The sequence below is a fragment of the Betaproteobacteria bacterium genome (assembly GCA_016713305.1).
Lineage (GTDB): Bacteria > Pseudomonadota > Gammaproteobacteria > Burkholderiales.
The window spans coordinates 1-26030 of record JADJPK010000011.1 but is presented as its reverse complement, the minus strand read 5'-3'; the positions used below and the strand labels follow the sequence as shown (position 1 = coordinate 26030).

The 26030-nt window shown below is 65.5% G+C and carries 16 protein-coding genes and 4 pseudogenes; 5 read left to right on the top strand and 15 right to left on the bottom strand.

Going from position 1 to position 26030, the window contains the following annotated elements; genetic code table 11:
* Positions 1–70: 70 nt before the first annotated feature.
* Positions 71–1288, bottom strand: a complete 1218-nt coding sequence (locus IPK20_15460; protein ID MBK8017980.1) for a pyridoxal phosphate-dependent aminotransferase — start codon at positions 1286–1288, stop codon at positions 71–73.
* Between the two features lie 263 nt (positions 1289–1551).
* On the bottom strand, positions 1552–2265 hold the full coding sequence (locus IPK20_15455; protein MBK8017979.1) for an alpha/beta hydrolase: 714 nt from the start codon (positions 2263–2265) through the stop codon (positions 1552–1554).
* A 198-nt stretch (positions 2266–2463) separates the two neighbouring features.
* Between IPK20_15455 and IPK20_15450 the strand changes: the two genes are divergently transcribed.
* Together IPK20_15450 and IPK20_15445 are read left to right on the top strand one after the other, a co-directional pair.
* On the top strand, positions 2464–3462 hold the full coding sequence (locus IPK20_15450; GenBank protein MBK8017978.1) for an NADP-dependent oxidoreductase: 999 nt from the start codon (positions 2464–2466) through the stop codon (positions 3460–3462).
* Between the two features lie 247 nt (positions 3463–3709).
* Positions 3710–4264, top strand: coding sequence for a DUF2059 domain-containing protein (locus tag IPK20_15445; GenBank protein ID MBK8017977.1), 555 nt, complete (start codon positions 3710–3712; stop codon positions 4262–4264).
* A gap of 107 nt (positions 4265–4371) precedes the next feature.
* On the opposite strand, the gene IPK20_15440 is transcribed toward IPK20_15445, so the two are convergent.
* The 10 genes and pseudogenes from IPK20_15440 to IPK20_15395 all read right to left on the bottom strand — a co-directional run bounded on the left by IPK20_15440 (position 4372) and on the right by IPK20_15395 (position 17553).
* Complete coding sequence (locus tag IPK20_15440; GenBank protein MBK8017976.1) at positions 4372–7725, bottom strand: DEAD/DEAH box helicase; 3354 nt, start codon at positions 7723–7725, stop codon at positions 4372–4374.
* A gap of 218 nt (positions 7726–7943) precedes the next feature.
* On the bottom strand, positions 7944–8549 hold the full coding sequence (locus IPK20_15435; protein ID MBK8017975.1) for a PEP-CTERM sorting domain-containing protein: 606 nt from the start codon (positions 8547–8549) through the stop codon (positions 7944–7946).
* Between the two features lie 42 nt (positions 8550–8591).
* Entirely contained in the window at positions 8592–9812 is a 1221-nt protein-coding gene (locus tag IPK20_15430; GenBank protein ID MBK8017974.1) for a PQQ-dependent sugar dehydrogenase, read from the bottom strand.
* Positions 9813–10202: 390 nt separating this feature from the next.
* A complete protein-coding gene (locus IPK20_15425; protein MBK8017973.1) occupies positions 10203–11468 on the bottom strand; it encodes an amidohydrolase family protein in 1266 nt (421 codons plus the stop codon).
* A gap of 4 nt (positions 11469–11472) precedes the next feature.
* A complete protein-coding gene (locus tag IPK20_15420) occupies positions 11473–12231 on the bottom strand; it encodes an SDR family oxidoreductase (GenBank protein ID MBK8017972.1) in 759 nt (252 codons plus the stop codon).
* 21 nt (positions 12232–12252) lie between these two features.
* Entirely contained in the window at positions 12253–13203 is a 951-nt protein-coding gene (locus IPK20_15415; protein MBK8017971.1) for an alpha/beta hydrolase, read from the bottom strand.
* A 30-nt stretch (positions 13204–13233) separates the two neighbouring features.
* Positions 13234–13632, bottom strand: a complete 399-nt coding sequence (locus tag IPK20_15410) for a PaaI family thioesterase (GenBank protein MBK8017970.1) — start codon at positions 13630–13632, stop codon at positions 13234–13236.
* 4 nt (positions 13633–13636) lie between these two features.
* Entirely contained in the window at positions 13637–14413 is a 777-nt protein-coding gene (locus IPK20_15405) for an SDR family oxidoreductase (GenBank protein MBK8017969.1), read from the bottom strand.
* Between the two features lie 68 nt (positions 14414–14481).
* Positions 14482–16267, bottom strand: a pseudogene (locus tag IPK20_15400) (acyl-CoA dehydrogenase).
* 106 nt (positions 16268–16373) lie between these two features.
* Positions 16374–17553, bottom strand: a pseudogene (locus tag IPK20_15395) (acetyl-CoA C-acyltransferase).
* 217 nt (positions 17554–17770) lie between these two features.
* Here IPK20_15395 and surE point away from each other — a divergent pair.
* Positions 17771–18544, top strand: coding sequence for a 5'/3'-nucleotidase SurE (surE, locus tag IPK20_15390; GenBank protein ID MBK8017968.1), 774 nt, complete (start codon positions 17771–17773; stop codon positions 18542–18544).
* A 412-nt stretch (positions 18545–18956) separates the two neighbouring features.
* Positions 18957–20279: a diguanylate cyclase gene (locus tag IPK20_15385; protein MBK8017967.1), complete on the top strand. Its 1323-nt coding sequence runs from the start codon at positions 18957–18959 to the stop codon at positions 20277–20279.
* An 88-nt stretch (positions 20280–20367) separates the two neighbouring features.
* Here the strand turns inward: IPK20_15385 and IPK20_15380 are convergent, their stop codons facing one another.
* Positions 20368–21261: a histidine phosphatase family protein gene (locus IPK20_15380; GenBank protein ID MBK8017966.1), complete on the bottom strand. Its 894-nt coding sequence runs from the start codon at positions 21259–21261 to the stop codon at positions 20368–20370.
* 31 nt (positions 21262–21292) lie between these two features.
* Positions 21293–22501 (bottom strand): acyl-CoA dehydrogenase family protein, encoded by a 1209-nt coding sequence (locus tag IPK20_15375; GenBank protein MBK8017965.1) that lies wholly within the window; start codon positions 22499–22501, stop codon positions 21293–21295.
* A 215-nt stretch (positions 22502–22716) separates the two neighbouring features.
* Here IPK20_15375 and IPK20_15370 point away from each other — a divergent pair.
* Positions 22717–23997: pseudogene (locus tag IPK20_15370) on the top strand (tyrosine-type recombinase/integrase).
* Positions 23998–24786: 789 nt separating this feature from the next.
* Here IPK20_15370 and IPK20_15365 read toward each other — a convergent pair.
* Positions 24787–25978: pseudogene (locus IPK20_15365) on the bottom strand (FAD-dependent oxidoreductase).
* Positions 25979–26030 lie beyond the last annotated feature (52 nt).

The window sequence follows — 26030 nt, the reverse complement described above, 5'->3', positions numbered from 1 at the left end:
GCGGCCTTTCCCCGGACCGGGGAAGTCCGCTGTCCAGGGAAGTGCCGCAGGGGCATCTCGAGCCGGCGGATCAGGCCGCGGCGGTCGAGCGCGTGTTGCGCCGGATGAAGTCCGCCATCCGGGCCACACCCTTCTCGATGGCCTCGTTGGACGCCGCGTAGCTGAAGCGGATGTGCTGGCCTTCGTCGGGTACGCGGGGGCCGAAGTGGATGTCCGCGAGCACTGCCACGCCGGCCTCGTGCAGCAGCCGGGCGCGCAGTTCCTCGGAATCGCGCGCGCCGATCATGCGGCACGCTTCGGTCACGTTGGGCCACGCATAGAAGGCACCGCCCGGGTTCTGGCACGTGACGCCGGGCACCTGGTTCAGCAACCGCACGATCAGGTCGCGGCGCTGCAGAAAGCTGTCGCGCATGCGCAGCGCGTCGTCCTGGGGACCATCCAGCGCCTCGACTGCCGCCCATTGGCTGATCTGCGAGGCGCACGACTCGGTATTGGTGATCCACGTCGTGAAGTAGGGCGCGAGCTTGCGGTTCACCGCAAACCCCAGCCGCCAGCCGGTCATGGCCCACGTCTTGGAGCAGCCGTCCGCGATGATCGTGCGCTCCAGCATGCCGGGGAGCGTCGCGATGGACACGAATTCGCCTTCGTAGACGAGCCTACCGTAGATCTCGTCGGCGAAGACCCAGATCTGCTCGTGCTTGCGCAGGATGTCGGCGATCGCCTCCATCTGGCCGCGCGGGATGATTCCGCCCGTGGGATTGTGCGGGGAGTTGAGGATGAGCAGCTTCGTGCGCGGCGTGATCTTGTCGGCCAGCTCCTGCGGATCGAAGTTGAAGTTGCGGGACTCGCGCAGGTGAATGGGCACGGGCACGGCACCGTTGGCCTTGATCTGCGATTCGTAGATCGGGAAACCGGGATTGGGGTAGATCACCTCGTCCCCCGCGCCGTAGTCGGTCACCGACAGCACCGAGTAGCCGATGAAGGGTTTGGCGCCCGCCGCGACCACCACGTCCGCCGCGTCAACTTCGAGCCCGCGAGTGCGGCGCACGTCGCGCACGACGGCCTCGCGCAGTTCGTTGATGCCCGCCGACGGCGTGTAGCCGTGCTTGCCGCCGCGGATGGCGGTCACGGCGGCGTCCTGGATGTTGGCCGGCGTGGGGAAGTCCGGCTGCCCGATGCAGAACGAGATGACGTCCTTGCCGCTGCGGATGAGGGCGTTCACCTCCGCCAGGACCACGAATGCGTTTTCGGTGCCGAGCTCCGAGGCTCGTCTGCTGACTGCCGGCATGGGCCGTTCCTCCTGATCGCGGAAGCGCCGATCGAACGTCGGTGCGTCCGCCCGCGATGTTCTGCCGTCCGGCCGGGGCCGCGGTGTCCCCTTGCGTTCTCACTGCCCGGAAAGCGTGAAGGCCGGGTGTATAACACGCCCGGAAAACGCGGGTCAATCGAGCCAGGGCCCGCTCCCGCGGCCACGGGACGGCGCACGCAATCGGGCCTTGGTCCGGCGTGTCCTTCGCGATCGTGCCGTGTCCTGGAGCGCCCCCGTCTCCCTCAAGCCCCCCCGGCCGGAGATGACAGCCAGCGCCGCATCGCCCCGTTGACGAGTTCCGGCCGTTCCATGGGTGCCATGTGTCCGCAGTTTTCGAGAATGACGAGTTCCGCGCCCTCGATCCCGTCGCGGATCTCTTCCTGCACGGCGGGAGGGGCCCGTCCGTCTTCCCTTCCCGCCAGCACGAGCGTGGGACAGCGGATCCCGCGCAGATCCGCGACGCTGTCGGGCCGGTCCAGCATGGCGACCTGCTGCCGGATGTAGGCCTGCACACCTACCCGCGCCGCCATGTCGATGATCGGCTTGGTCAGCGCCTCCTCCCGCGTTCGGGAGGGATGCACGAGCATGCCCAGCATGGCGCGCGTGATGGGCATGAAGCGGCGGGGACGGCGTGCCAGTTCGATGAACCGCCGGCGCTCCTCCCGCCTTTCCCCGGAGTCGGTGCGGGCGGACGTGCCCAGCAGTGCGAGCCGCATCACCCGGTCCGGGGCCTGCCGCATGATCTCGAAAGCGACGTAGCCACCCATGGAGAAGCCCGCCAGGGCGAATCGCCCGGACGGCGCCTCCTTCAGCACGCGGGCGGCCATTCCGGACATGGAATCGTCCCTTGTGAGGTCCGCCACCCGGCAATCGGCCACGTCGGCGAGGCCCGCGGTCTGCGCGGCCCACACTTCGGCGTCGCAGAGGAGTCCGGGAAGAAGCACCAGGGGTGTCATGAAACGTCCCTTCGAAGAAGGCCGCATGCATCGGCAGGCGGCGCGCCATTGCGGCGGTCCGCATCATGCCGTTCGCCCCGTGACGCCACGGCATCTTCGGTCACGCGCGCCACGAGTTCAAGAGAACGGGAATCGCGCCGGTTCGTGACGACACGGCGGTGGCTTAGAATGGTCCCCAACGTCACTCGAGATTTCCCCATGAGCAAGAACATGCAGGTCCTTCTGGCGAGCCGACCCAAGGCCGCCGTCACGGAAGCGAACTTCCAGATCGTGGAGCGCGAGCTCCCGGTGCCCGGACCCGGTGAGATTCTCGTCCGCAATCACTGGCTGTCTCTCGACCCCTACATGCGCGGCCGGATGAACGCGTCGAAGTCCTACGCGGCGGCGGTGGAGATCGGCGACGTGATGACCGGCGGCACCGTCGGGGAGGTGCTCGAATCGAACCACCCTCGCGTCAAGGCAGGGGACTTCGTGGTCGGCAACACGGGCTGGCAACTCTATGCCGCCGTGGCCGGCGAGTCGGTGACCCGGGTGGATCCGCAGCTCGTTCCGCTGTCCGCGTACCTCGGGGTCGTGGGCATGCCGGGTGCCACGGCGTGGATCGGTCTGTTCGAGCACTGCGAGCCGATCGCGGGAGAGACCGTCCTCGTGTCGGCGGCGTCCGGCGCGGTCGGCAGCGTGGTCGGGCAACTCGCGAAGATGCAGGGGTGCCCGACCGTCGGCATCGCCGGCGGCCGGATGAAATGCGAATACGTGGTGAAGGAACTGGGCTTCGATGCCTGCATCGACTACAAGGCCGGCCGCCTCTACGAGGATCTCCGGGCCGCCTGCCCTGCGGGGGTGGACTGCTATTTCGAGAACGTGGGCGGGCCGACCATGGATACCGTCTTCCGCGTGCTCAATCCGTTCTCCCGCATCGCGCTGTGCGGCATGATCTCCGACTACAACCTCGAAGAGGCATACGGGGTCAAGCTGATGCGTTCGCTCCTGGTGAACCGCGTGCGTCTGCAGGGGTTCATCGTGAGCGACCGCATGGATCTCTATCAGCGCGCCATCGCCCGCCTCGGGGCGCTCGTCTCGCAGGGCAGGATCAAGTACCGGGAGAGCGTGGCCGAAGGTCTGCAGAACGCGCCCACTGCCTTCATCGGACTGCTGGCCGGACGCAACTTCGGCAAGCAGCTCGTGAAACTCGTCTGAGGGTCCGCCCTCTTTCGCGAGCGGAGCGCCGCCGTCGAAACGGCGCCCGCTCGAAGGAAGGACCGATCGATGTGCACGACTGCAGCCGGGGTCCGGTTCCGTCTTCGCCCACCGCCTTGCCATCGCCCGTTTCCGGCTGCGGCGGCATCCGTGCACGACGATCATCCTTGGTCGACCCGGCTGCAACCCCGCAGCCGCCCTGAAGTCCAATCGGATTCAACTTGAACGCATCGCGCCGGAGCCTTCGATGAAACGAACCCTCGTCACCCTTTGCCTGACTGCATGCGCGTGCCTCGCCATGCCTGCCTGGGCCGCAGAATCGCTCACCGCTGAAAAGACGTCCGACATCCGCCGGCTGATGGACGTCACCGGCGCATTGCGCATCGGGCAGCTCGTCTCGCAGTCGGCGGTCGCCCAGATCACCCAGGGCCTCAAGAACACGCGGCCCGACGTCCCTCAGGAGGCGTTCACCATCATCGGCGAGGAGGTCAACAAGGTCGTGGGCGAGGAGATGTCCGCCAAGGGCGGCTACATCGAGCAGATGATCCCGATCTTCCACAAGTACCTCACGCACGACGAGATCAAGGGGCTGCTCACCTTCTACACGTCGCCGCTGGGGAAGAAAGCCACGTCGGTCCTGCCGATGATGGCGCAGGAAGGCATGCAGGTCGGTCAGCGCTGGGCCAAGACGCTCGGGCCCAAGCTCGATCAGCGGCTCAAGGCCCGTTTCGCCGAACGCGGCATCAAGATCGAGCCCGCCGCCAAACCCGCGGAACCTGCCGCGCCGGCACCGGTGAAATGAACGACCTGCAACGGGAACCGCGCGTACCCCGGTGTCCCGGGCGAGTCGCGGGCTGATCGAAACCGGCGCGCCGCGGTACCGCGGCGGCCATCCCTGGAAGGGGCCGATCAGTCCTTTCCCAGGGGTTCGAAGAGCGCTGCAATGTCGTCCTGCGTGAGCGGCTTGGAGCTGGCGCCCGGTTCGCCGAGGATGGCCGCGGCAAGCGCCGCCTTGTCCGCCTGCATTCTTGCGATCTTCTCTTCCACGCTGCCCGCCACGATCAGCTTGTAGACGAACACCGGATTCTCCTGGCCGATCCGGTGGGCGCGGTCCGTGGCCTGCCGCTCCACGGCCGGATTCCACCAGGGATCGTAGTGGATCACGGTGTCCGCGGCCGTCAGGTTGAGGCCCGAGCCGCCTGCCTTGAGGCTGATCAGGAAGAGCGGCACCTTGCCTTCCTGGAAGAGCTGCACCGGCCGCGCGCGGTCCTGGGTGTCGCCGGTCAGTTTCACGTGCTCGATGCCGCGAGCGCGCAACTCCGCCTCGATGAGTCCCAGCATCTCGGTGAACTGGGAGAAGAGCAGCACGCGGCGGCCCTCCGCGAGCAGTTCGTCCAGCATCTCCAGCAGCAGGTCCAGCTTGGCGGACTCCTCGATCTTCCGGGCGGCATCCAGCTTCACCAGCCGTGGATCGCAGCACACCTGCCGCAGCTTGAGCAAGGCATCGAGCAGCACGATCTGGCTCTGCGCAAGACCGCGGCTCGCGATTTCGCGGCGGACCCGCTCGTCCATCGCGGCGCGCACCGTCTCGTACAGTTCGCGCTGCCGGCTGCCCAGTTCCACCGGACGCACGATCTCCGTCTTGGGCGGAAGTTCGGAGGCCACCTGTTCCTTGGTACGGCGCAGCAGGAAGGGCCGCAGCCGGCGTTCCAGACCCGCACGCCGCTGCAGGTCGTCGTGCTTCTCGATGGGTGTGCGGTAGTTGCGGCGGAAGGATGTCGCATCGCCCAGAAACCCGGGCATGAGGAAGTTGAACAGCGACCAGAGCTCGCCCAGATGATTCTCGAGCGGCGTGCCGGTGAGGCACAGCCGGTGGCGCGCCTGCAGCGACCGGACCACCGCGGCTGCCTGGGTCTGCGCGTTCTTGATCTGCTGCGCCTCGTCCAGGATCACCAGGTGGAACTCCTGCTCCATGAGCACCGCCTTGTCGCGGGGCAGCAGCGGATAGGTGGTGATGACGAGGTCGTACTGGCCCAGGCGGTCCAGCACTTCCTTGCGCTTGAGTCCGTGCGACACATGCACGCGCAATCCAGGCGCAAAACGCGCGGCCTCGGCGCGCCAGTTGGGCACCACGCTGGTGGGCGCAACGATCAGGGCCGGCCGGTCGAGCCGTCCCGCTTCCTTCTCGACCAGCACGTGGGCGAGGGCCTGGACCGTCTTGCCGAGTCCCATGTCATCGGCGAGGACACCCGCCACCTCGTATTCCCTCAGGAACTGCAGCCAGGCCAGGCCGTCGGCCTGGTAGGGACGAAGCTCGGCCTTGAGACCCTGGGGCGGCGAAACCGGGACCACACCATCGAAGTGCGACAGACGCTGGCCGAACGAACGCAGCGCCTCGCCCCCGCGCCAGCGAAGCTCGGACGCCTGCTCCAGCGAGTTGAGGCGTGCTGCGTCGAGCCTTTGCAGACGGACCTTGCCCGACGGAGCCGCGTCGAGCAGTTCGTCCAGGATGGCCATGATGGGCCTCACCCGGGCGACCGGCACTGGCAGCAGACGGCCATCCTGGAGCCGGATGGCAAGGTGTTCCGGCGCATCCGCATCGCGCGTCTTGTCGAAGAGATCCGGACGTTCGCGCAGCATCGTCACCAGAATGGGCAGGAGGTCCATGCGGCGGCCCTCCACGTCCACGCCCAGGCTCAGGTCGAACCAATCACGGCCGGACTCCGACACTTCCGCATGCCATTCCTCGATCTCGACCGGCTGGTAGGCGAACGATTCGTCGAACTCGATGACCCAGCCGTCGTCGCGCAGTTCCGGGACCCGTTCGCACACGAACGGCACCCAGTCGTCGGAGTGAGGAAACACGTAGTCGGCGTCGAATTCCTCGGGCAGCGCGTGGCCCAGATCGGCCGCGGGAACCAGCCCCATCCTGCGCAATTCCACATGGAAATTCTTCTCCGCCGCCCCGTCGCGGCGAATCCGTCGAAGAATGCCGCCCTGGAACTGGCGGACGATGCCCGGATCGTGGGCGCCGACACGCACGCCGTCGTAGTCGAACCTCAGGCAGGCAAGACTGAGGAACTCGTTGATCGCCCGGTAGCCGCGCCCCACGGCCTGCAACGTGACCAGGCGCAGGCAGGGTCGAGGCACGATGCCCCGCACGTCCTCTTCGCGCAGGACATCCGGCATCGGGATGCCCAGACCGGGGAAGCGGTTCTCCAGCGCCGCGCGCACGACGCCCACCTCCTCTGCCGGCACGTCCGGCATGGTGGACAGCATCCAGGCGATCTCCGGCGCCCACTGCGCCTCGAGCAGACCGCAGCGTTCGAGGGTCTCGTCGACGTACCAGGGCGGGGACAGCGGCAGCACGGCCGCCAGCGGCAGCTCGCACTCCCACACGATCCGCTGCGATCCATCTTCGTCATGGACCCACCGCACCCGGGCGGGCAGCGGCTCGCCAGGCGCCAGTGGCGGTGCGTCCGCAGAACCCAGATGACAGCGGCCCGTCGCCAGCAGAGCAGGCAGGAGCCGTTCGGCGCCCCCGCCCCGAATCACGACTTCCGAGTCGAAGGCTGCGTTGCCTTCGATCAACAGCATCTTGAGAATCCGCTGGTCGTCTGGACCGACGAAACTCGGCGGCGAATTGATGGCATTGCGCGCGTTGTGCCAGGCTGCAGGCGCGCCGTAGGTCCCGTCCTTGCGCAGCCGCGCCGTCATGAGCTTCACGCGCACACCGGCGCGCTGGTAGGGCGCCGTCAGATCGAGCACGGTGGCAACAGGCGCTGGGGCGCCGGATGCTTCGCCCTGGCCTGTCGGCGGGCGGCGCGAAGACCTCGGCGGCTTGTTGAGCCATGTCACCCAGGGCTGGGAAAGCTCGCCGTTGCCCGCCTCCCGCGCGCGCGGCGCCCGCTCCATGGAGCGCTGAAGAGGCGCGATCAGATTGACTGTCGGATCGGTCGCGATGCGCGGTGGCGGCTTGTCCAGCACGGTGAGCAGCGTGGCGGCCACATGCTTGCAATTCACGCCCACGGGGCAGGTGCACTTGCCGTAGATCCGCGCGCCACCGTTGCCCGGAAACACCTGGACCTCGACCTTGTAGGGTTCGCCCTCGGTTCCCGCCACGAACGCTTCGAAGCGCCCGGGGCCGGAGCCGGCCCGGACCCGCTCCACCCGGCCTTCGCGAACATACTCCTCCCCCCGCGTGACGAACTGCTCGGGGAGGTTGCGCTCGATATCGCGCCGGGTGAGGCTTGGGGACTTCATCGAAGGGCTCTGCCGGATGAACGACCGGACAGTGTAGCCGTCCTCGATGATTTTGTGACTGTTGGAAGATGAAACAGAGGGGAAAGTCGGAGAATCGACGTGCCCGGGACGAGGGTCGGGGGGCTTGTAGTCCCTGGCCCCTAGTCCCTGGTCCCCGGTCCCCAAGTATCCGAATGGCCGCGCCGCTATCCCTCGGTTCCGAGGTTCCGGTCTGAGACCTATCCCGCGATTGGAGGATACTTCCGCGACAGGGAACCGAGCAGGAATACACCCCCCAGCGCAAGCGTCATCCACGTCGACGGTTCCGGCACCGGGGCCGACAGTTCGAAGCGGAAGGCATAGGCGGAATCCCCGAAGTCGAAGTCCTGGATCCACAGCGAGTAGGTTCCCGGCCCCAGCGGCGTGACGCCCGTCAGGATGTCCAGCGTCTGACCCGCACCGACCGAGCCCACATGCTGCCAGCCCAGCAACAACGCGGGGTTGGGAAGGTTGGGATCGACCGTGATGGCCGGACCGGCCTGGATGCCGATGAACGACACGGCGACGGCCGGATCCATGCCTTCGATCGCCTTGATGGAGGTGAGCGTGGCCCCCACCGGCACGACGAAGGTCGCGTAGTCGCGAAAGGAGGCGGTCCCGTCGAATCCGGACGTTCCGAGCAAGTCGTTGGCGCCGGCGCTCAACACGATTTCGGTCGGCGCATTACGGTCGTTGGACAGATCGCCTTCGACGCTTTCGTCGTGGACGACTGCAGCACGGGCCATCGGCATGGCCGCCACGCCGAGAAGCATGGCGGCACAGCAGGCGCGAATCGTTGTGTTCATGGGTCTCTCCCGGTCGTTCTGGATGGAAACGGGCTCGCTTGTTCAGGACTTGGGCGGGTTGCGCAGCCGGCGGCGTGCCACCAGGAGCACGCTCACCGATCCCAGTCCGAGCAATGCGGTGGTGCCAGGTTCCGGCACGGCCGCGATCTGGTACACGATGCCCCCTGTCCCGTTGGCAGCGGTGTTCGTGACCAGCGCATACAGCTCACCGTGGCCGTCCTGACCGAAGCCGTGGACGGTGAGTCCGTCCGGCAGCACGCCGTTCTCGAACTGGGGCAGCAGGAATTCACGGATGAGACCGGTTTCCAGATCGGCGTAGAAAAGCCGGCCATCGGCACGCGGCGGGGTACGCAGCGCGAGGTCCCCGAAGACGTACTTGCCGTACAGTTCCGGAATGCCGTCGCCGCGATAGACGAAGCCGCCGGTGATGGCGATGCCGTCCCCATGGTCGTACTGCAGGAAGCCCTGCGTTCCCTGAATCGGATCGATGAGGCCTGCGGGGGATCCGGGGCTGTCGGCGCCAATACCAGTGCTGCGATCGAAGAGGAACGTGCCTTCCTTCACCGCCCAGCCGTAGTTGCCGCCCAGGACGATCCTGTCGATCTCCTCGATGTTGCCCTGACCCACGTCAGCGGCGATCAGATCGCCACTCACCGTGTCGAAGCTGAACCGGTACGGGTTGCGAAGTCCGGAGGCGTAGATCTCCTTGACCTGCCCCGCGGCCTGGAACGGATTGGTCGTGGGAATTCGGTACTCCCCATTGGCGCTCACCGCGTCCGTGCTGGTGGCGGCGGTCAAGGCCGGGGCCACCGGATCGATGCGGATCATTTTGCCGAGCGGCGTGGAAAGGTTCTGGGCATTGCCGCCCGGCTCGATGTGGCTGGCACCCACGTCGTTGGCATTGCCGCCGTCGCCCAGTGTGCGATAGCCCGCGCTGCCCGCATCGTTGAAGCCCGGATGGAAGGCAAGCCCGAGAAAGCCGCGCTCGTCGTTGGGACTGCCTGCGTTGAAGGGAGGCGACACCATCGTGCGCAGATCCAGGGCCGGAGCCGCCAGCAGACTTCCGTTCTCGATGACGCGCAGCAACCCGTTCTGCTCCACGACGAACAGACGGTCGGGAGACCCCGGAGCATTGATGGCGTAGTCCGGGGCACCGAGACCGGTCGCGATGGTCTTCAACGTAACGGCGATGTCGCCCTTGGGAATGTCCGGGATCAGCGACTGGGTGTGGCCTGTGCGCTCGTCATGAGCGCAATCATGCAAGGCAATATCAGGCGAGTGGAGGAACGCAGTGCGGCAAGTGACATCGTCAGGTCTCCTGTGTTCGGCTGGAACGGTGCGCCCCAAGAAGGCAGATCTCATCGTTGCAGGCCGACGATCAGTCCTTCTTCGGCGCCACGCCATGACTCGCCGCTCGCGTGGCGGCTCGCATGAGTCTTCTGGACAGCGGGACAGCCGGGCAATCGGCGTTCCGCTCATGCCAGGTGGAACGCCGAAGAACTCTAGAACGTCGGACGGGCAAAAGCCCGTGACTTAGTCACGGCCAGACGCAATTGGCGAGCAGGGTGTGCAGGCGACCGCCGCAGGTTGCAGCGGCGCGACAAGGACGGCCGGCGATGCGAACGCGACAGGCGTTGTCCGAGGAATGCGCCGTCAGCGCGCGGCGTTCAGGGATTGCCGGTGGAAGACGCCGTCCTTCATCACGGCCACGATGCGTTCCCGGTCGCGAAGGATGGCCGGCTCCCGCAGAGGATCGCCTCGCACCACGATGAGATCGGCCAGGTGGCCTGGGCGTATCGTCCCCAGTTCTCCGTCCATCCCCATGAGTTCGGCTCCCATCCGGGTGGCGGCGATGATGGCCTGCATCGCAGGCATTTCCAGGAGATCGACGAAATGCGCGATGTCCCTGGCGTTCGCGCCGATGGGATTCCAGGCGAATCCGTAATCACCACCCGGCAACACACGGACGCCGCGTTTCACCAGTTCCTTCATGGCCCCGATGCCGGCGGCGAGTTCCTCTTCCAGAACGCGCGCTGCTGCCGGGCTGTCCGGCACACCCCAGGGCTTCGCCTCGTGCAGTGTTGCGAAGAGATGCCCCAGTGTCGGTGCGACGAACACGCGGTCGCGCGCGCCCTCCAGCGCTGCGAGCGCTTCGTTGTCGCAGAGTGTGGCGTGGTAGATCACGTCCACCCCGTGCTTCACGCAGAGTTTCACCGCCACAGCACTTCGTGCGTGAGCCGCCACGCGCTTCTCGTGCGCCCGCGCCACCTCGCACACGGCGTCCAGTTCGGCTTCCGTCACCACGGTCGTTCGCGCCGGAGACGCGCGCGTCCCCGCATCGCCCGAGACGTTGATCTTGAGGGTGTCGACCCCTTCGCGGACCATCTCGCGCGCGACCCGGCGGAACATGTCCGCGCCGTCGCAGACGATCGCGAAGTTCTCGCGGTACATGTGACCCAGCCGCACGTCGCCGAGCCCTGCGGTGACGGTGAGCTCGGGGCTCGCCGCCAGCAGCCTGGGTCCGGGAAATTCGCCTGCGTTCACGGCATTGCGCAGGACCACGTCGAGCCGCGGTTTGGCGGAGGCCGCACTGAAGCAGCTCGTGAATCCCTGGTCCAGCATCTTCGCGGCGTTGCGCACCGTGAGCAGCATGTGCTCTTCCGGCGGAATGAAGCCCATGTCGACCGAGCGTGCCGCGTCGGCGAAACTGAGATGGGCGTGCGACTCGACGAGGCCCGGCATGAGGGTCGCGCCACCGCAGTCGACAACCGGGACGTCGGCCGCCCCGGGCATGGCAACGCCGGACGCCGCAATCTCGGCGATTCGGTTGCCGCGCACCAGCACCTCTCCCGTGAACGGCTCCCGGCCCGTGGCATCCAGGATCCGGGCATTGCGGAACAGCACGCCGGGCGCGGTCATGGCGTCAGGTCCGCTTGAGGTCCGCCGCACCCAGGAAGATGCGGTTCCAGGTGGGGCTGATGAGAATCTCGTTCACGCACACGTGCGGCGGCTGTTCGGCCACCCAGCGGATGGTGCGCCCGAGATCCTCGGGCTGCAGCATGCGGGCGATGTCCTCCGGCGACGGCTTCACCGGCCGCTTGTCCATGATGGGCGTGGCGACCTCGGCCGGGCAGATGCAACAGGCACGGATGCCGTTCACGCATTCCTCTTCGTTGAGATGCGCCGTCATGGCCACCACCGCGTGCTTGGCGGCGTTGTAGGCCGGCCCGGTGAGATAGGTGTCGAATCTTCCCGACCACGAGGAGATGTTGATGACCAGCCCATCGCGTCGGGCGCGCATCGAAGGCAGCGCGGCGGCGGTGCAGTAGTACGAACCGTCGAGATTGATGCGGATGACCTCGTTCCAGCCTTCGATCGTCTGGTTCTTCCAGAAGCGGTGCGGCACGTTGAGGCCGGCGCTGTTCACCAGGATGTCCACCTGGCCGTGCCGGTCCAGCACCGCCCTGGCCACGCGTTGCACGTCCTCGGCGCGGCTCACGTCGAGCACTTCGACACTCACGTTCGCCCCGGCGGCCGAGAGCCTCGCGGCTTCGGTGTCGAGCACGTCCTTGCGCCGACCGGACATCACGATCGTCGCACCCGCTTCGGCGAGCGCCTGCGCACCGGCCAGACCGATTCCGGTGCCGGCGCTGGTGATCCACGCGACCTTGCCCTCGAGCATTCCCATCGAAACCTCCTCCGTTCAGCGTTTCGCGAGCGCCTTGCGCACCTCGGCCCCCGCCACGCGGAGCGCTTCCGAGGCCGCGTCGACGGCGCCCAGCATCAGGATGAATCCGTGCACCATGCCCGCCAGTTGCCAGAGGGTGCACTCGTTGCCGGCTTCCATGAGCCGGGCCGCGTACTGCACACCCTCGTCCCGCAAGGGATCGTAGCCCGCCACGAGCACGAACGCGGGCGGCAGACCCGACAGGTCATCGGCGAGCAGCGGAGCGAAACGGAAATCCTCCGCGTCCCGCGACGCGCGCAGATACTGCTTGTAGAACCACGTGATCGAGTTGCGAGAGAGCAGGTAGCCCTCGGCGAACTTCCGGTGCGAAGCCGTCTCGGGCTCCGGGGCCGTGGCGGGATAGATCAGCAGCTGGTGCGAGATCTTCGGAGCGCCCTCGTTCCGGGCGAGCAGCGAACACACGGCGGCGAGATTGCCGCCGGCACTGTCGCCTCCGACCGCGATGCGCGACGTGTCGACGTCGAGTTCCGGGCCGCCATGCATCCCCACCCACCGCAGTGCGGCCATGCAGTCGTCCACGGCCGCGGGAAACTTGTGCTCCGGGGCCAGCCGGTAGTCCACGGCCACGACGACCACGTCCGCTTCCTTCGCCAGCCGGCGGCATGCGGAATCATGCGTGTCCAGATTGCCGATCACGAAGCCGCCGCCGTGGAACCACAGGAACACGCCGAGCCGCTCACCCATGGCGGTATCGCGCGGGCGGTAGACACGCAACGGTATCGGACGGTCGGGGCCGGGTATCAGCCGGTCCGACACTCGGTGGATGGGTTCGTCCTTGACGTCCACCCGCTTGACGCGTGCCTGGTACTGCACCCTGGCTTCGTCGGGCGTCACCTGCCACGGTTCGGGCAGGCCGGCTACCTTGACGGCCGTGAGCACGGCCTGGATCTGCGGATCGAGCGGCATCGTTTCCTCTTGTTCCTGGGGCGGGCCGGATCAGTGTCCGGCCCGCGTGTGGCGAAGCTTGAAGGTGCCGGTCGCCTTGGCGAGCAGCGCGCCGGACGAGTCGCGCACCTCCCCTTCGACGAACACGAGCGAACGCCCGGCGCGGGTCGCCTGGCCTGCGGCGCGGATCTCGCCCGTGGCGGCGGCGAGGAAATTGACCTTGAGTTCGACGGTCGTCGCGCCGATGGCCTCCGGGTCGAGCGACTTTGCGCTCATGCCCATGGTCATGTCGAGCAGGGACATGATCGCCCCGCCGTGGGCCGCGCCCCAGCTGTTCATGAGCTCGGGACGGATGTTCACCGACGCGGTGACACGCCCGGATTCTTCCGTGAGGCGCTGCATCCCCAGCAGTTCCGCATAGGGAATTTTCAGATCGAAGACACTGGGCATGGACTCAGAGCGCCGAATAACCGCCGTCGACGGGAATGATCACGCCGGTCATGTATTCGGAAGCGCGGGAGGCAAGCAGCACGGTCACGCCTTTCAGGTCGTCATCCGTGCCGAGACGCTTCATGGGCGTGTGTTCCATGATGTACTGCTCCGCCCGGTCGATCATGCCCTTCGACATCTTGCTCGGGAAAACGCCCGGCGCAATGGCATTCACCTGAATGCCGTATTGCGCCCACTCGGCAGCGAGCGAACGCGTGAAGTTCACGCAGGCCCCCTTGCTGGAGTTGTAGGCAATGGTCGGCATGAACTGCGGATCGGTGCCGGCAAGGCCCGCGATGGACGCGATGTTGATGATCTTGCCGCTGCGGCGGGGAATCATCGTCGCGTTGCCCACGGCCTGGGACAGCACGAACAGCGCGGTGATGTTGAGGTTCATCACCTTGTGCCAAGCCTCCAGCGGATGCGATTCGGCGGGCGCGCCCCAGCTCGCCCCGGCGTTGTTGACGAGCACGTCGATCTGCCCCCACCGGGCGATGACGGCATCGACCAGCGGCTTCGCCGCCGCGGGGTCGGAAAGATCGCAGGGATGCACCAGCACGTCGCAACCCGCGCCCCGCAGCTCCGCGGCGGCCTCTTCCAGTTCGTTCGCCTTGCGCGCGGTGATCGCCAGCCTGGCGCCCATCTCGCCCAGCGCGGATGCCATCTGCAGTCCGAGACCGCGCGATCCGCCCGTGATCAGCGCCACCCTGCCTTCGAGATCGAAGAGTTCTTTCACTTGCATGCCGTTTCCCCTTTTGATTTTCGGTGCGCCGGAACGGTGTCCGGCCGTCAGAACCAGGCGTCCTGCATTTACAGGCAGGTCGGATCCATGTCGTTGAGCAGGCCGTACCAGACCTGCGTGCGCGGCAGCTCCCAGCGGAAGAAGTAGCCACAGGCCTGCAGCTTGCCTTGATAGAATTCGCGGTCGCTGCCCTGGGCCGCGGGCAGCTTCTTCACGGCCACCAGCCCCTGCTTGAGCCTCAGCCATGCGACCACCACGTGGCCGGTCAGCTCGAGGAACAGATGTGCATTGGCGAGTGCCAGTTCCGCGTGCCCCTTGTCGGTTGCGCACAGCACGTTGCGCACGATCTCCATCACGTTCGCGAGCGCGTCCGTCAGCCGTTCGCCGTACTGGCGCAGCTGCGCGGAATCGCTGTTCTTCGCCTCCCGCGCGGTCCTGTCGATCTCCATGGCCAGACGCTGGATCGCCATGCCGTCTTCCATGCCCACCTTCCGGCCCAGCAGGTCCAGGGCCTGGATGCCGTTGGTGCCCTCGTGGATCGCGTTGAGCCGGTTGTCGCGATAGAGCTGCTCCACGGGATACTCGCGCGTATAGCCGTATCCGCCGTGCACCTGGATCGCGAGATCGTTGGCGGCGAGGCACCACTGTGCCGGCCAGGACTTCACGATGGGCGTGAGGATCTCGAGCAGCAGGTGAGCGTCGCGCCGGCTCTTCTGCTCGTCGGCGGACCGCTCCTCGTCCACCAGCCGCGCCGCGTACAGGCAGAGCGCGAGTCCGCCTTCCACGTAGGCCTTCTGCGCGAGCAGCATGCGCCGCACGTCCGGATGCTCCACGATCTTCACGGGCGGCTTCGCCGGATCCTTCGAGATCACCGGGCGCCCCTGGGAACGCTCGCGTGCGTACGCCAGAGCGTGGAGATAACCGGAATAGCCCAGCATGACGCCGCCCAGTCCCACGCCGACGCGGGCCTCGTTCATCATGTGGAACATGCAGGCGAGCCCCTTGTGCGGCTCGCCCACCAGTTCGCCGATCGCGCCGCCCTTCTCGCCGAAGTTGAACACGCAGTTCGTCGTGCCGCGGAACCCCATCTTGTGGTTGAGGCCCGCCAGCCAGACGTCGTTGCGCGCGCCGAGGATCCGTCGTCATTCACCAGGAACTTCGGCACCGCGAAGAGGAGATGCCGCGGACGCCGGCCGGAGCCCCCTTGATCCGTGCCAGCACCAGATGAACGATGTTCTCCGACAGTTCGTGTTCGCCCCCGGAGATCCACATCTTCTGTCCGAAGAGACGATAGGTGCCGTCGGCCTGCGGTTCGGCTCGCGTCACGATGTCGGACAGCGACGAACCGGCCTGCGGCTCGGACAGGCACATGGTTCCGAAGAACCGGCCGCTCAGAAGGTGCGGCAGGTACAGGGACTTCTGCGCTTCGCTGCCGAACGCGGCCAGGAGATTGGCGTTGGCGATGGTGAGAAACGGATAGGCCGCAGTGGAGACGTTGGCTCCGTTGAAGAGGGCGAACGCCGCCTGCGCGACCGTCACCGGCAACTGCATGCCGCCCAGCTCGGCATCGAAGCTCGCGGAAAGAAAGCCGGCGTCGACGAACGTCCTCAGCGCCTCTCCCACCTCGGGAATCATCTGCACTCGCCCGTCGACGAATCGCGGTTCGTTCTCGTCCGCCTTGCGGTTGTGGGGCGCGAACTTCTCTTGCGCGATCTGCATGGCCGTGTCGAGAACGGCATCCAGCGTCTCGCGCGAATGCTCCTTGTACCGGTCGCGCCAGCAGAGGTTCTCGAGGTCCAGCAGTTCGTACAGGACGAAATCGAGATCGCGGCGATTGATGATTCGTGATTCCATGGCTTCGATCGGGCGTTGCGTACCGGGTGAATCGGACCTCGTCCGGAGCCGGCTGCGGGCAGCGGCAGGCTCCGGACTGCCTGGCGGACCGGGCGCGGTTCTCCGCTCAGACGACTTCGAACAATCCGGCGGCGCCCATGCCGCCGCCGATGCACATGGTGACGACCACGTACTTGCAGCCGCGGCGCTTTCCTTCGATGAGGGCATGACCCACGAGGCGGGAGCCGGTCACACCGTAGGGGTGCCCGACGGCGATGGAGCCGCCGTTCACGTTGAGCCGGTCGTTGGGAATGCCCAGCTTGTCGCGGCAGTAGATAACCTGGACGGCGAAGGCTTCGTTGAGCTCCCACAGGCCGACGTCCTCCAGCTTCACGCCCGTGCGGGCCAGCAGCTTGGGGACGGCGAAGACCGGGCCGATGCCCATCTCGTCGGGCTCGCATCCGGCCACCGCGAAACCGCGATAGATGCCCAGCGGCGTGAGCCCCTTGCGCTCGGCCACGGTGCTGTTCATGACCACGCAGGCCGACGCGCCGTCCGAGAACTGGCTCGCGTTGCCAGCGGCGATCACACCGCCTTCGACCGCGGGCTTGATCTGCGACACGCCTTCGTAGGTCGTGTCCGCGCGGATCCCTTCGTCGCGATCGGCCAGGACTTCCTTCGTCGATTCCTGGCCGGTGGCCTTGTCGACGACCTTCATCGTCACCTTGATCGGAACGATCTCGTCGCGGGTACGCCCTTCCGCAGCGGCAGCCGCTGCCTTGAGCTGGCTGTCCACACCGTAGCGGTCCTGCGCTTCGCGCCCGATGCCGTAACGCCGGGCCACCGTCTCGGCCGTCTGCAGCATGTTCCAGTAGATCTCCGGCTTGTTCTTCGAGCAGGTTGTCCTCGTGGACCATGTGCTTGTTCATCTCGTTCTGCACGCACGAGATCGACTCGACACCGCCCGCCACGAAGATGTCGGCCTCGCCGGCGATCACGCGCTGGCTCGCCATGGCGATGGTCTGCAGGCCCGAGGAACAGAACCGGTTGACGGTCACGCCGGAAACCGTGATGGGGAGTCCCGCCCGCAGCGCGATCTGCCGGGCGATGTTGTGCCCGGTGGCGCCCTCGGGATTGGCGCAGCCCATCAGGACGTCTTCCACCTCTCCCGGCTCGAGCCCGGCGCGCGCCACCGCATGCTGGACCGCATGCCCGCCGAGCGTTGCCCCATGGGTCATGTTGAACGCTCCGCGCCAGGACTTGCACAGCGGCGTGCGGGCGGTGGAAACGATGACGGCGTCGGCCATGGAACTCTCCTCTCGTGATCTGATCTGGGTGCCTGCCGCCTGGGGAAGGTCTTGTCGCGGCCGGGGAAGCGGGAGTGTACTGCGTCGCGACCGCACAGATCGATGGCCCGGCCGCGTGGCAGGAAGACGCGCCTCTGCGTGCTAAGCTCGCTCGCCCCGCGCCTGCCGTGGGTACGCCACCGCGACTCATACGGATCTTCCGCCTTCCCCCATGAACCTGCGCATTCTCATCACCAACGACGACGGGATCCACGCACCCGGGCTGGCCGTCATGGAACGCATCGCGAGGGCCCTCACCGACGACGTCTGGATCGTCGCGCCGGACTCCGAGCGCTCCGGGGCCGGCCGCTCGGTCTCGCTGGCGGAGCCGATCCGCGTACGCCAGTTCGATGAACGGCGGTTCTCCCTGCTCAAGGGAACGCCGGCCGACTGCGCCGTCATCGGCCTGCGCGACATCCTCAAGGAATCCCCTCCCACGCTCGTCCTCTCGGGCGTGAACCGGGGCGCGAATCTCGCGGAGGAACTCACCTATTCCGGCACGGTGGCCGGAGCGATGGAAGCCACGGCATGCGGCATCCGGGCGATCTCCATGAGCCAGCTCTTCACCCGCGGGCAGGACGTGCGGTGGGCCACGGCGGAACGGTACGGCCCGGCCATCGTGAGACATCTGCTCTCGATCCCGACGCCGCCGGGCGTATTCCACAACGTCAACTACCCCGATGCCGACCCGGACCAGGTGAAGGGCGTGCGTGCGGTGCGCCAGGGAAACTGGGGCAGCATCCACCTCGGCGTGGACCACCGCATCGATGCGCGGAATTTCCCGTACGCGTGGCTCAGTTTCATTCACGAAACGGGCGAGCAACCCGAAGACACGGACGTCGGCGCGGTCCACCGCCACTGGATCTCGGTGACGCCGCTCCATACGGACATCACCCATCACGCGAGCCTGGAACGGCTGGGAACCGCGTTGGCGGGCATCGACCTCGGCTGACCCGTTCTTCCCCGCATTCCGCTGCTGTCCGCCCTCGCGGCGGACCGTCTCAGTCTGGCCGCCGCGGCCGGGCGCCACGTCACCCGCTTCGCCCATCGATGCGACGAGGCGTGCCATCCGCGGGCATTCGAGCCCGCTGCCGTCCTGCCCGTCAGGCATTGCCGGCCTCGTTCCGCGATGTGCTCCCCTCCCGGAGCAATGCATTCACGGCCAGGGTGCAGAGCCGCCATGCGCGCCGGACGCTGCACGCACTCCCTAAAGTGGTGCACGAGGCATCCGATATTCCCCAGGGATTGTCTGCCAGGAAGTGGCAGCCGCCAGCGGCAGACCCGCACAACCACAGGGAGAACGGCAGGTGACGACAGAAGAAGCGGACGACGGCCCCATCGCCGGCAATCACAAGCTCGCACGGCTGCAACCCCTCGCGGCGGCCCCGACGGACCGTTCGGTGCTGGTCGTGGACGACAGCCGGTCGGTCCGCGGACTGCTGTGCGGGTATCTCAGCGGCCTGGGCGGCTTCAGGATCGAAGCCGCGGAATCCTATGCACAGGCCCGTGCGCTGGTGGAGAACGATCCGGAGCGCTTCTTCTGCGCCGCCCTGGATCTGCACCTGCCCGACGCGCCGAACGGGGAGATCGTCGATCTCGTCGCCGGCCGTGGCATCCCGGTCATCGTCCTCACGGGCAGCGTGGACGAGGCCACGCGCGAGACCATGCTGTCGAAGCAGATCATCGACTACGTGGTCAAGCGCAATACCAACGAGATCGAGCATGTGGCCTATCTCGTGGGACGGCTGCGCGAGAACCTGGCGAAGAAGGTGCTGGTGGTCGACGACTCGCTTTCGTTCCGCGGTTACGTGAAGGCACTGCTCGGGCGCTATCGGTACCCGACGTTCGAGGCATCGCACGGCAGGGAAGCGATGGAGATCATCCGCGAGAATCCTGACATCTGTCTCGTGATCACCGACGTCAACATGCCGGAGATGGACGGCTTCGAACTCATTGCCGCCATCCGCAGCCACTATCGCCGGGAGGACATGGCGATCATCGGCCTGTCGGACAGTTCGCGCCGCGGGCTTTCCGCCCTGCTGCTCAAGTCCGGGGCCAACGATTTTCTCGCCAAACCGTTCGCGATCGAGGAGTTCTACTGCCGTGTGACGCAGAACACGAACATGGTGGGCTACGTGCGGCACATGCGCGATTCGGCGACACGCGACTACCTCACCGGCGTGCGCAACCGACGCTACCTCTTCGAGATGGGTGACAACCTGCACGCCAACGCCCTGCGCGGGAACATCCACATCGCGGCGGGCGTGATCGACGCCGACCACTTCAAGCGCATCAACGACACCCATGGCCACCAGGCCGGCGACGAAGCGCTGCGTCTCATCGCCTCGACACTGCAGCGCGGGTTGCGCAAGACCGACATCATCGCCCGCTACGGTGGCGAGGAGTTCGTCTGCATCCCGGTGGTGAAGAAGCCGGAAGACGCCGCCATCGTCTTCGAGCGGATGCGTGCGGCCGTCGCGGAGATCGACTTCCGCGTGGACGACCGGCGCGTGCCGCTGAGCGTGAGCATCGGTGTCACGACCGACCTGTGCAAGACGCTGGACGAAATGCTGAAGCTCGCCGACCAGGGCGTCTACGTCGCCAAGGAAAGCGGCCGGAACCAGGTCGCGTTCGTGCCGGACCTGTGTCCCGTGCAACTCGCCCCGGCGCTCTCCGCGTCGGGCTAGGGAAGGTCTGCTCAATGTACGCGGATCGCGTGGCAGTCGGAAACGGGCGATGGCAAGGCGGGCGGCGAAGGCGAGATTGGACATCTCGTCAAGCCGACCAACGCCGCCAGCGCCTGTTTCCGATTGCCACCCGCAGGGACGGAGGCCCGGCGAGCGGCTGACTTTGTCGGCCGGAGCCTTGTGTGCTCCAGCACATGGCGGCCCAGCCCTTCGCGTCATCCGCCCGCCGAACCTCCGTCGCGACCGCGTACATTGAGCAGACCTTCCCTAGAGCCAGTTCGCCCGCCACCAGCCGCTCGATCACGCTGAGATACACCCCATCCTTGGTCAGGTTGTACGGCGTCGCATTGACCGTCCGGATCAGCTTGCGCACCACCGTGCCGTCGACGACGTCGAAGTCCAGCACGTTGATGCAGCAGGCATCCTGATCGAAGGGGCCGAGCCCCGCCAACCCGCCGCCGGTGATCCACGCGAGCAGCATCGCGTTGGTGCCGCCGTGGCACACCGCCAACGCGGTTCGCCATCCAGGCTCCAGCAGGAACCGCTCGAATGCAGGAACCACGCGCGCCTGGAAATCGGCAAACCGTTCGCCGCCCGCGAACCGGGCACCGGGCTGCGCCGCGTTCTCGAATCCGTAGACGAACTCTGCTTCGAAGCGCTCCTGCGACAGCAGGCGGAGATTGCCGGTGCGGATCTCGCGCAGTTCCGCGATCTCTCTTCTCCGGACCGCACGCCCCGCGAGGACCCGCTCCACGGTGGCCACCGTCCGCGGAACACCGGTATGCACCGCCACGTCGAAATCCACGCGGGCGAGCGCCTCGCCCGCGATCCCCGCCTGGCGCTCGCCCTCTTCCGTGAGCGGCACCTGATCGGTCAGGATCGACTCTCCGTCGGTGCCACGGTAGTTCACCTCTCCGTGCCGCATCAGATAGACCCGCTTGCGCCCTCGCGTTCCGGGCAGCGCGTCGGACCCCGCGCTCATGTCCCGCCTCCCTCTGCCGCCACGATCCGGATCACCGATGCTGGTACTTCTTCAGTTCGAGGCGGGCGACCTGATTGCGGTGCACCTCGTCCGGTCCATCCGCGATGCGCAGCAGACGGGCGGTCGCGTAGGCCTGAGCGAGGCCGAAGGAGTCGGTCACGCCCGCCCCGCCATGCGCCTGAATGGCCCAGTCGATCACGCGGCATGCCATGTTCGGCGCCATCACCTTGATCATCGCGATCTCGGCCTTGGCCTCCTTGTTGCCGACCGTGTCCATGAGCCACGCGGCCTTGAGCGTGAGCAACCGGGCCTGCTCGATGAGGATGCGCGACTCGGCGATGCGCTCCTGCGTGACCGTCTGTTCGGCGACCGGCTTGCCGAACGCGACCCTGGCCAGGGCGCGCCGGCACATCTTCTCCAGGGCCCGCTCCGCCAGACCGATGAGCCGCATGCAGTGGTGGATGCGGCCAGGACCCAGCCTGCCTTGCGCGATCTCGAATCCCCGGCCCTCGCCGAGGAGCATGTTCCCGGCCGGGACCCGCACGTTCTCGAACAGCACCTGGGCGTGGCCGTGGGGTGCTTCGTCGAAGCCGAAGACCGGGAGCACCTTTTCCACCGTGATTCCGGGCGTGTCCATGGGGACCAGGATCATGGATTGCTGCTTATGGCGGTCCGGGTTGGAGGGGTCGGTTTTTCCCATGAAAACAAGGATGCGACAGCGCGGATCGGGAGCCCCGGAGGTCCACCACTTGCGGCCGTTGATGACGTACTCGTCACCCTGCCGGTCGATTCTGGCCTCGATATTGGTGGCGTCCGACGACGCGACCGCGGGCTCCGTCATGGCGAAGGCGGAGCGGATGCGCCCCTCCAGGAGAGGGTCGAGCCACCGCCTCTGCTGGTCGGGCGTGCCATATCGAAGAAGGACTTCCATGTTGCCGGTGTCAGGCGCGGAGCAGTTGAACGGTTCCGAACCGAAGGGGGAGCGCCCCATCAGTTCAGCCAGCGGCGCATATTCAAGATTCGTGAGCGTCCCGCCATGGGACTTGGGCTGCCACAGGTTCCACAGACCGGCCTCCCGTGCACGGGCCTTCAGCGTTTCCATCAGTTCCGGCGGTTGCCAGCGGTCCCCCGTCGCGATCTGCCGCAGCATTTCCTCTTCGTTGGGAAAGATGTGCTCGTCCATGAACGCGCCGACGCGCCGCCTCAGTTCCTGGACGTTGGACGCATATTCGAAATCCATGAATTTTTCTCCGTTAGGGGATGGCAAGGTCACGAACTTATGATCACACTCATATGTCTGCCCGGAGAGGGCTGGAAGTTTTTTCTCGGCCGGTTCACATTTGTTCGCCACAATCTAATCTTATCAATAGCTTATCTGAAAGCCGTCCGTCACTGTTCGGCTTTGTACGCCGATGCTTATTCGACTGATATTCGACGACTTTGGGGTCGGGTGCTGTGACGAAAACACTGACCGAAGCTCAGATCACGACCGCCAAGGCGCGCGCCCGGTTGGAGTTGGCGTGCATTGGCGCCTCGACGCCGAGGCGCACCTTGGCTATCGCAAGAACAAGCGGAGCGGCGTGGTTCGTGCGTTGGCGTAATCACCATGCCGGAGCCAACTACAAGCAGGCGCCGGTCGGCGTCGCTAACGACGTCAACGACAAACCTGCCGAAGGAACGCTGACTTTCGAGCAGGCGGTGACACAAGCGCGGGAACACGTCACCCGGTCCAGAATAGAAGCGGCGGCGCAAGCAGCCGGACCAGCACCCACCGTGCGGACGGCTGTAGAGACATACATCAGGGAGCGTAATGCCCGTGATAGCCGGAGGGCTGGCCGCGAGGTCCGATCCGATGCTGGTCACCGCTTGCGGCGCTACGTTCTTGGTCAAGAAGAGCGCGGTAGCCAGGGAAGCCGTTGAGGCTGCCTCTCTCGCCGTAGTCCATTTGCACGCGCTACAGGAAGATCACCTCTTCACGTGGCGAGAGGACCTTCCTGTAGAATTGAAGGCCACGACGAAGCAGCGGCTCATAAACGACCTGAAGGCAGCGCTGAATGCAGCATGGCCACGCTTGACGGCGGAACAAAAGAAGCTGAATCCAACATTCCCATCTATCGTAAAGACGGGTTCAAGGCTGAGCGCATTGATGACGATGACGAGATATCTGTCGCCCGAGACAATCAAGTCCTCACGGACGCGCAGATCAGCACCTTGCTTCCGAGCCGCATGCGAGATCGACGACGAGCAGGATTTGAAGGCGACCTATATCGCCTTGTCGTCTGCCTTGCAGCAACTGGCGCGCGATTTGCGCAGGCAAGGCGGATGCGCGTCAGTGATGCACAACTGAAAGAGCAACGCTTGATGGTACCGGGTTCCTACAAGGGGCGTGGCGGAAACGGTGGCTCCGTCCCGGTTCCGGTGGGCGAAGATATCATCGAAGTCCTCTTACCGGGAATCTTAGATCGTCCGAGGGACGCGCCGTTGTTCGAGCGATGGAGCCATGAGCAGGAAGCAGGTAGCATCGTTTGGAGAAAGTCAGAACGGGGTCCGTGGAAGACGGCAGAACTTACTCGTCCGTGGCATGCTATCCGCGAGCGCGCAGGGTTGCCGGAAGCCATTCCTTATGCCTTACGACATTCCAGCATCGTCCGCGGCTTGCGAAACCGACTGCCTATTCAGCACGTTGCTAAGCTGCACAACACTTCCGTGAAAATGATCGAGCGGCACTACGCGTAAATATATTTCGACAGCCTTGGAAGATCTCCTCGGGCAGCAGTTGTACCGCTGGTCCTGAGGCCCGGTGAAAATGCGGTCGGCGCGGATGACAGTAAGAAGCTTTGCCATCTAACGCATAACTTTGCAGGCTTGGCTCTGGCCCAGCCCGGAGCGCACTCACTGCTTTTCCGGGCTGATATACAATCGATCAAAGAGCTAATTCACAATCGATTCCGATAGGCCTGCTGTCGTCAGCTTCCGCACCTGTTCGGGTGACTGTCATCAGGAGCCGCGAACCCATCCGCGGTCGGCTGAGGCGCCGTATTGACGCCAACCAGAGCCAGCAGTGATTGCACAATGACTAGTTGACGACGACCGACGGTCGTCGTGGTAACTCGACCATCGCCGATTAATTCATAAATCTTGGTCCGCCCGAGACCGGTCACTTGCCAAGCCTCCGCGACGGTGCAGGTCAACCGCTTCGCAAACGGGAAGGCGTCGACCTTGATGACAGGGCATCGACTTATCTGCCGTCGCCTCGCGTTCAATTTGACACTGCGTTCGAGCTCCGGACCACGCCGTATCAAGGTTATCTTCCCTACAATCGAAGAGCTACCCCTGAGGCGCGCCGCCTTCCACGTCAACGGAAGCAGAAGCGCAGAACGGAGAGCCTTAGCGAACGTCAGGAAGCATCGGAAACCTCGGCAACAAAAGGCATCGCAGAATTTTTCACAACCACATCGTACTTATCGCGTAAGAACTTCCTCACCCACTCGGCACGGAAGGGTGGAGTCGCCGCTAACGGGAGCGTTATCTGGCCGCCCTATTGAGCAATTTCTCTGGAATGATTCCGTCATGAAGCATGGCACGCTTTAGCATCGTAATATCACGGCCGTTGTTCACCCGCGATTGCGCCGGCAATTTTATCGACTATCGAGGAAGATTGCCGACCAATTGTTCGTTTCAGGATCGTCCAGCACGACATGCGGTCAGCATTTTGCAGCACTCCAACGACTGGAACGTTGTGTCCAAACTGGTCCGACCATAGCCACGGCGGCCCGCATAATGCGAGTCAATCCTCGCCATGGATTTCGCCTCGTACCAGCGATTGGGCCCGAGGCCACCTTCCAGGACTCAAGCCGCTGACGGTACGCGCCGCCTAAGACGTGGGTGACGTCACCTCCCGCAGCGAAGATCGCCGGATCAGATGTCTGGCAGCGATCATCCACGACAATACCATCATCGACGTCCAGCCCCGCGTCCGATGGAAGTGGGTGCCGGGTTGAACCCTGATCTCGACAATTGACTGCGTCGATATCTGCGAATGCATTCCAGCGCAATCGCAACGAACCATCATCCTGATACGAATTGGAATCGATCTTTGAGCCAAATCTGGAACTGACTCCTGTTCAGGCGATAAATTTCTCAAGCGCCCAACGGTCCAGGATAGCAGGCATGCCGCGAGATAGCATCCGATCCGTCATCTCAAACAGAAAACCCCGCAGGCCATCGCCCGAGCGGCGGCAGCAACCTTCAACCCAATGAACCTCGCCGCCGATCAAGGTGGCAATTTGACGCGATTCCCGCGCATCGGATTTCCTGCCGGAACTGCAGTCTCCATGCTGCCCGCAGATAGAGAATTTCGAGCTTTGTTCGACGCCATCCGGCAATTTTCTCGCCCGCGATCCGGTCGCGAGGAGTAGCCGATCGTAAACATAAGCATTTCCCGCAAGCGGTTAGAATTTCGGAGCGGTTTGATCGATCTGCGTCGCGGTTTGTCCGGATGATACGAAATACCGTTCAAAGGATAGGGTCTCCGCGTTTTGCCTGATAAGCGCGGTGCGCCCTCGCCAAGGACTTCTTTGCGCAGCGGCGGGCGATCATACGGCAGGCTGAGTTCGTCTCCGAGAATATCGATCTTGGCTTGTGGCGCCAATCCTCGCGAAGATGCACGGCGGCTGTGTGCTCCTGCGAGGCCTGCTCCGACAATCACAAAACGCATTTTAGCGCTCCTCGTAGGGAAGGGCAACATTCGGCGCGCCCGTCCTCCTTAT

Excerpts from the sequence above, each read along its gene's own strand:
- IPK20_15375 (MBK8017965.1), bottom strand. The coding sequence starts at position 22,501 with ATGGATTTCGAATATGCGTCCAACGTCCAGGAACTGAGGCGGCGCGTC.
- IPK20_15450 (MBK8017978.1), top strand. The coding sequence starts at position 2,464 with ATGAGCAAGAACATGCAGGTCCTTCTGGCGAGCCGACCCAAGGCCGCC.
- IPK20_15440 (MBK8017976.1), bottom strand. The coding sequence starts at position 7,725 with ATGAAGTCCCCAAGCCTCACCCGGCGCGATATCGAGCGCAACCTCCCC.
- IPK20_15420 (MBK8017972.1), bottom strand. The coding sequence starts at position 12,231 with ATGCTCGAGGGCAAGGTCGCGTGGATCACCAGCGCCGGCACCGGAATC.
- IPK20_15405 (MBK8017969.1), bottom strand. The coding sequence starts at position 14,413 with ATGCAAGTGAAAGAACTCTTCGATCTCGAAGGCAGGGTGGCGCTGATC.
- IPK20_15410 (MBK8017970.1), bottom strand. The coding sequence starts at position 13,632 with ATGCCCAGTGTCTTCGATCTGAAAATTCCCTATGCGGAACTGCTGGGG.
- IPK20_15425 (MBK8017973.1), bottom strand. The coding sequence starts at position 11,468 with ATGACCGCGCCCGGCGTGCTGTTCCGCAATGCCCGGATCCTGGATGCC.
- IPK20_15445 (MBK8017977.1), top strand. The coding sequence starts at position 3,710 with ATGAAACGAACCCTCGTCACCCTTTGCCTGACTGCATGCGCGTGCCTC.
- IPK20_15460 (MBK8017980.1), bottom strand. The coding sequence starts at position 1,288 with ATGCCGGCAGTCAGCAGACGAGCCTCGGAGCTCGGCACCGAAAACGCA.
- IPK20_15415 (MBK8017971.1), bottom strand. The coding sequence starts at position 13,203 with ATGCCGCTCGATCCGCAGATCCAGGCCGTGCTCACGGCCGTCAAGGTA.
- IPK20_15455 (MBK8017979.1), bottom strand. The coding sequence starts at position 2,265 with ATGACACCCCTGGTGCTTCTTCCCGGACTCCTCTGCGACGCCGAAGTG.
- IPK20_15435 (MBK8017975.1), bottom strand. The coding sequence starts at position 8,549 with ATGAACACAACGATTCGCGCCTGCTGTGCCGCCATGCTTCTCGGCGTG.
- IPK20_15380 (MBK8017966.1), bottom strand. The coding sequence starts at position 21,261 with ATGAGCGCGGGGTCCGACGCGCTGCCCGGAACGCGAGGGCGCAAGCGG.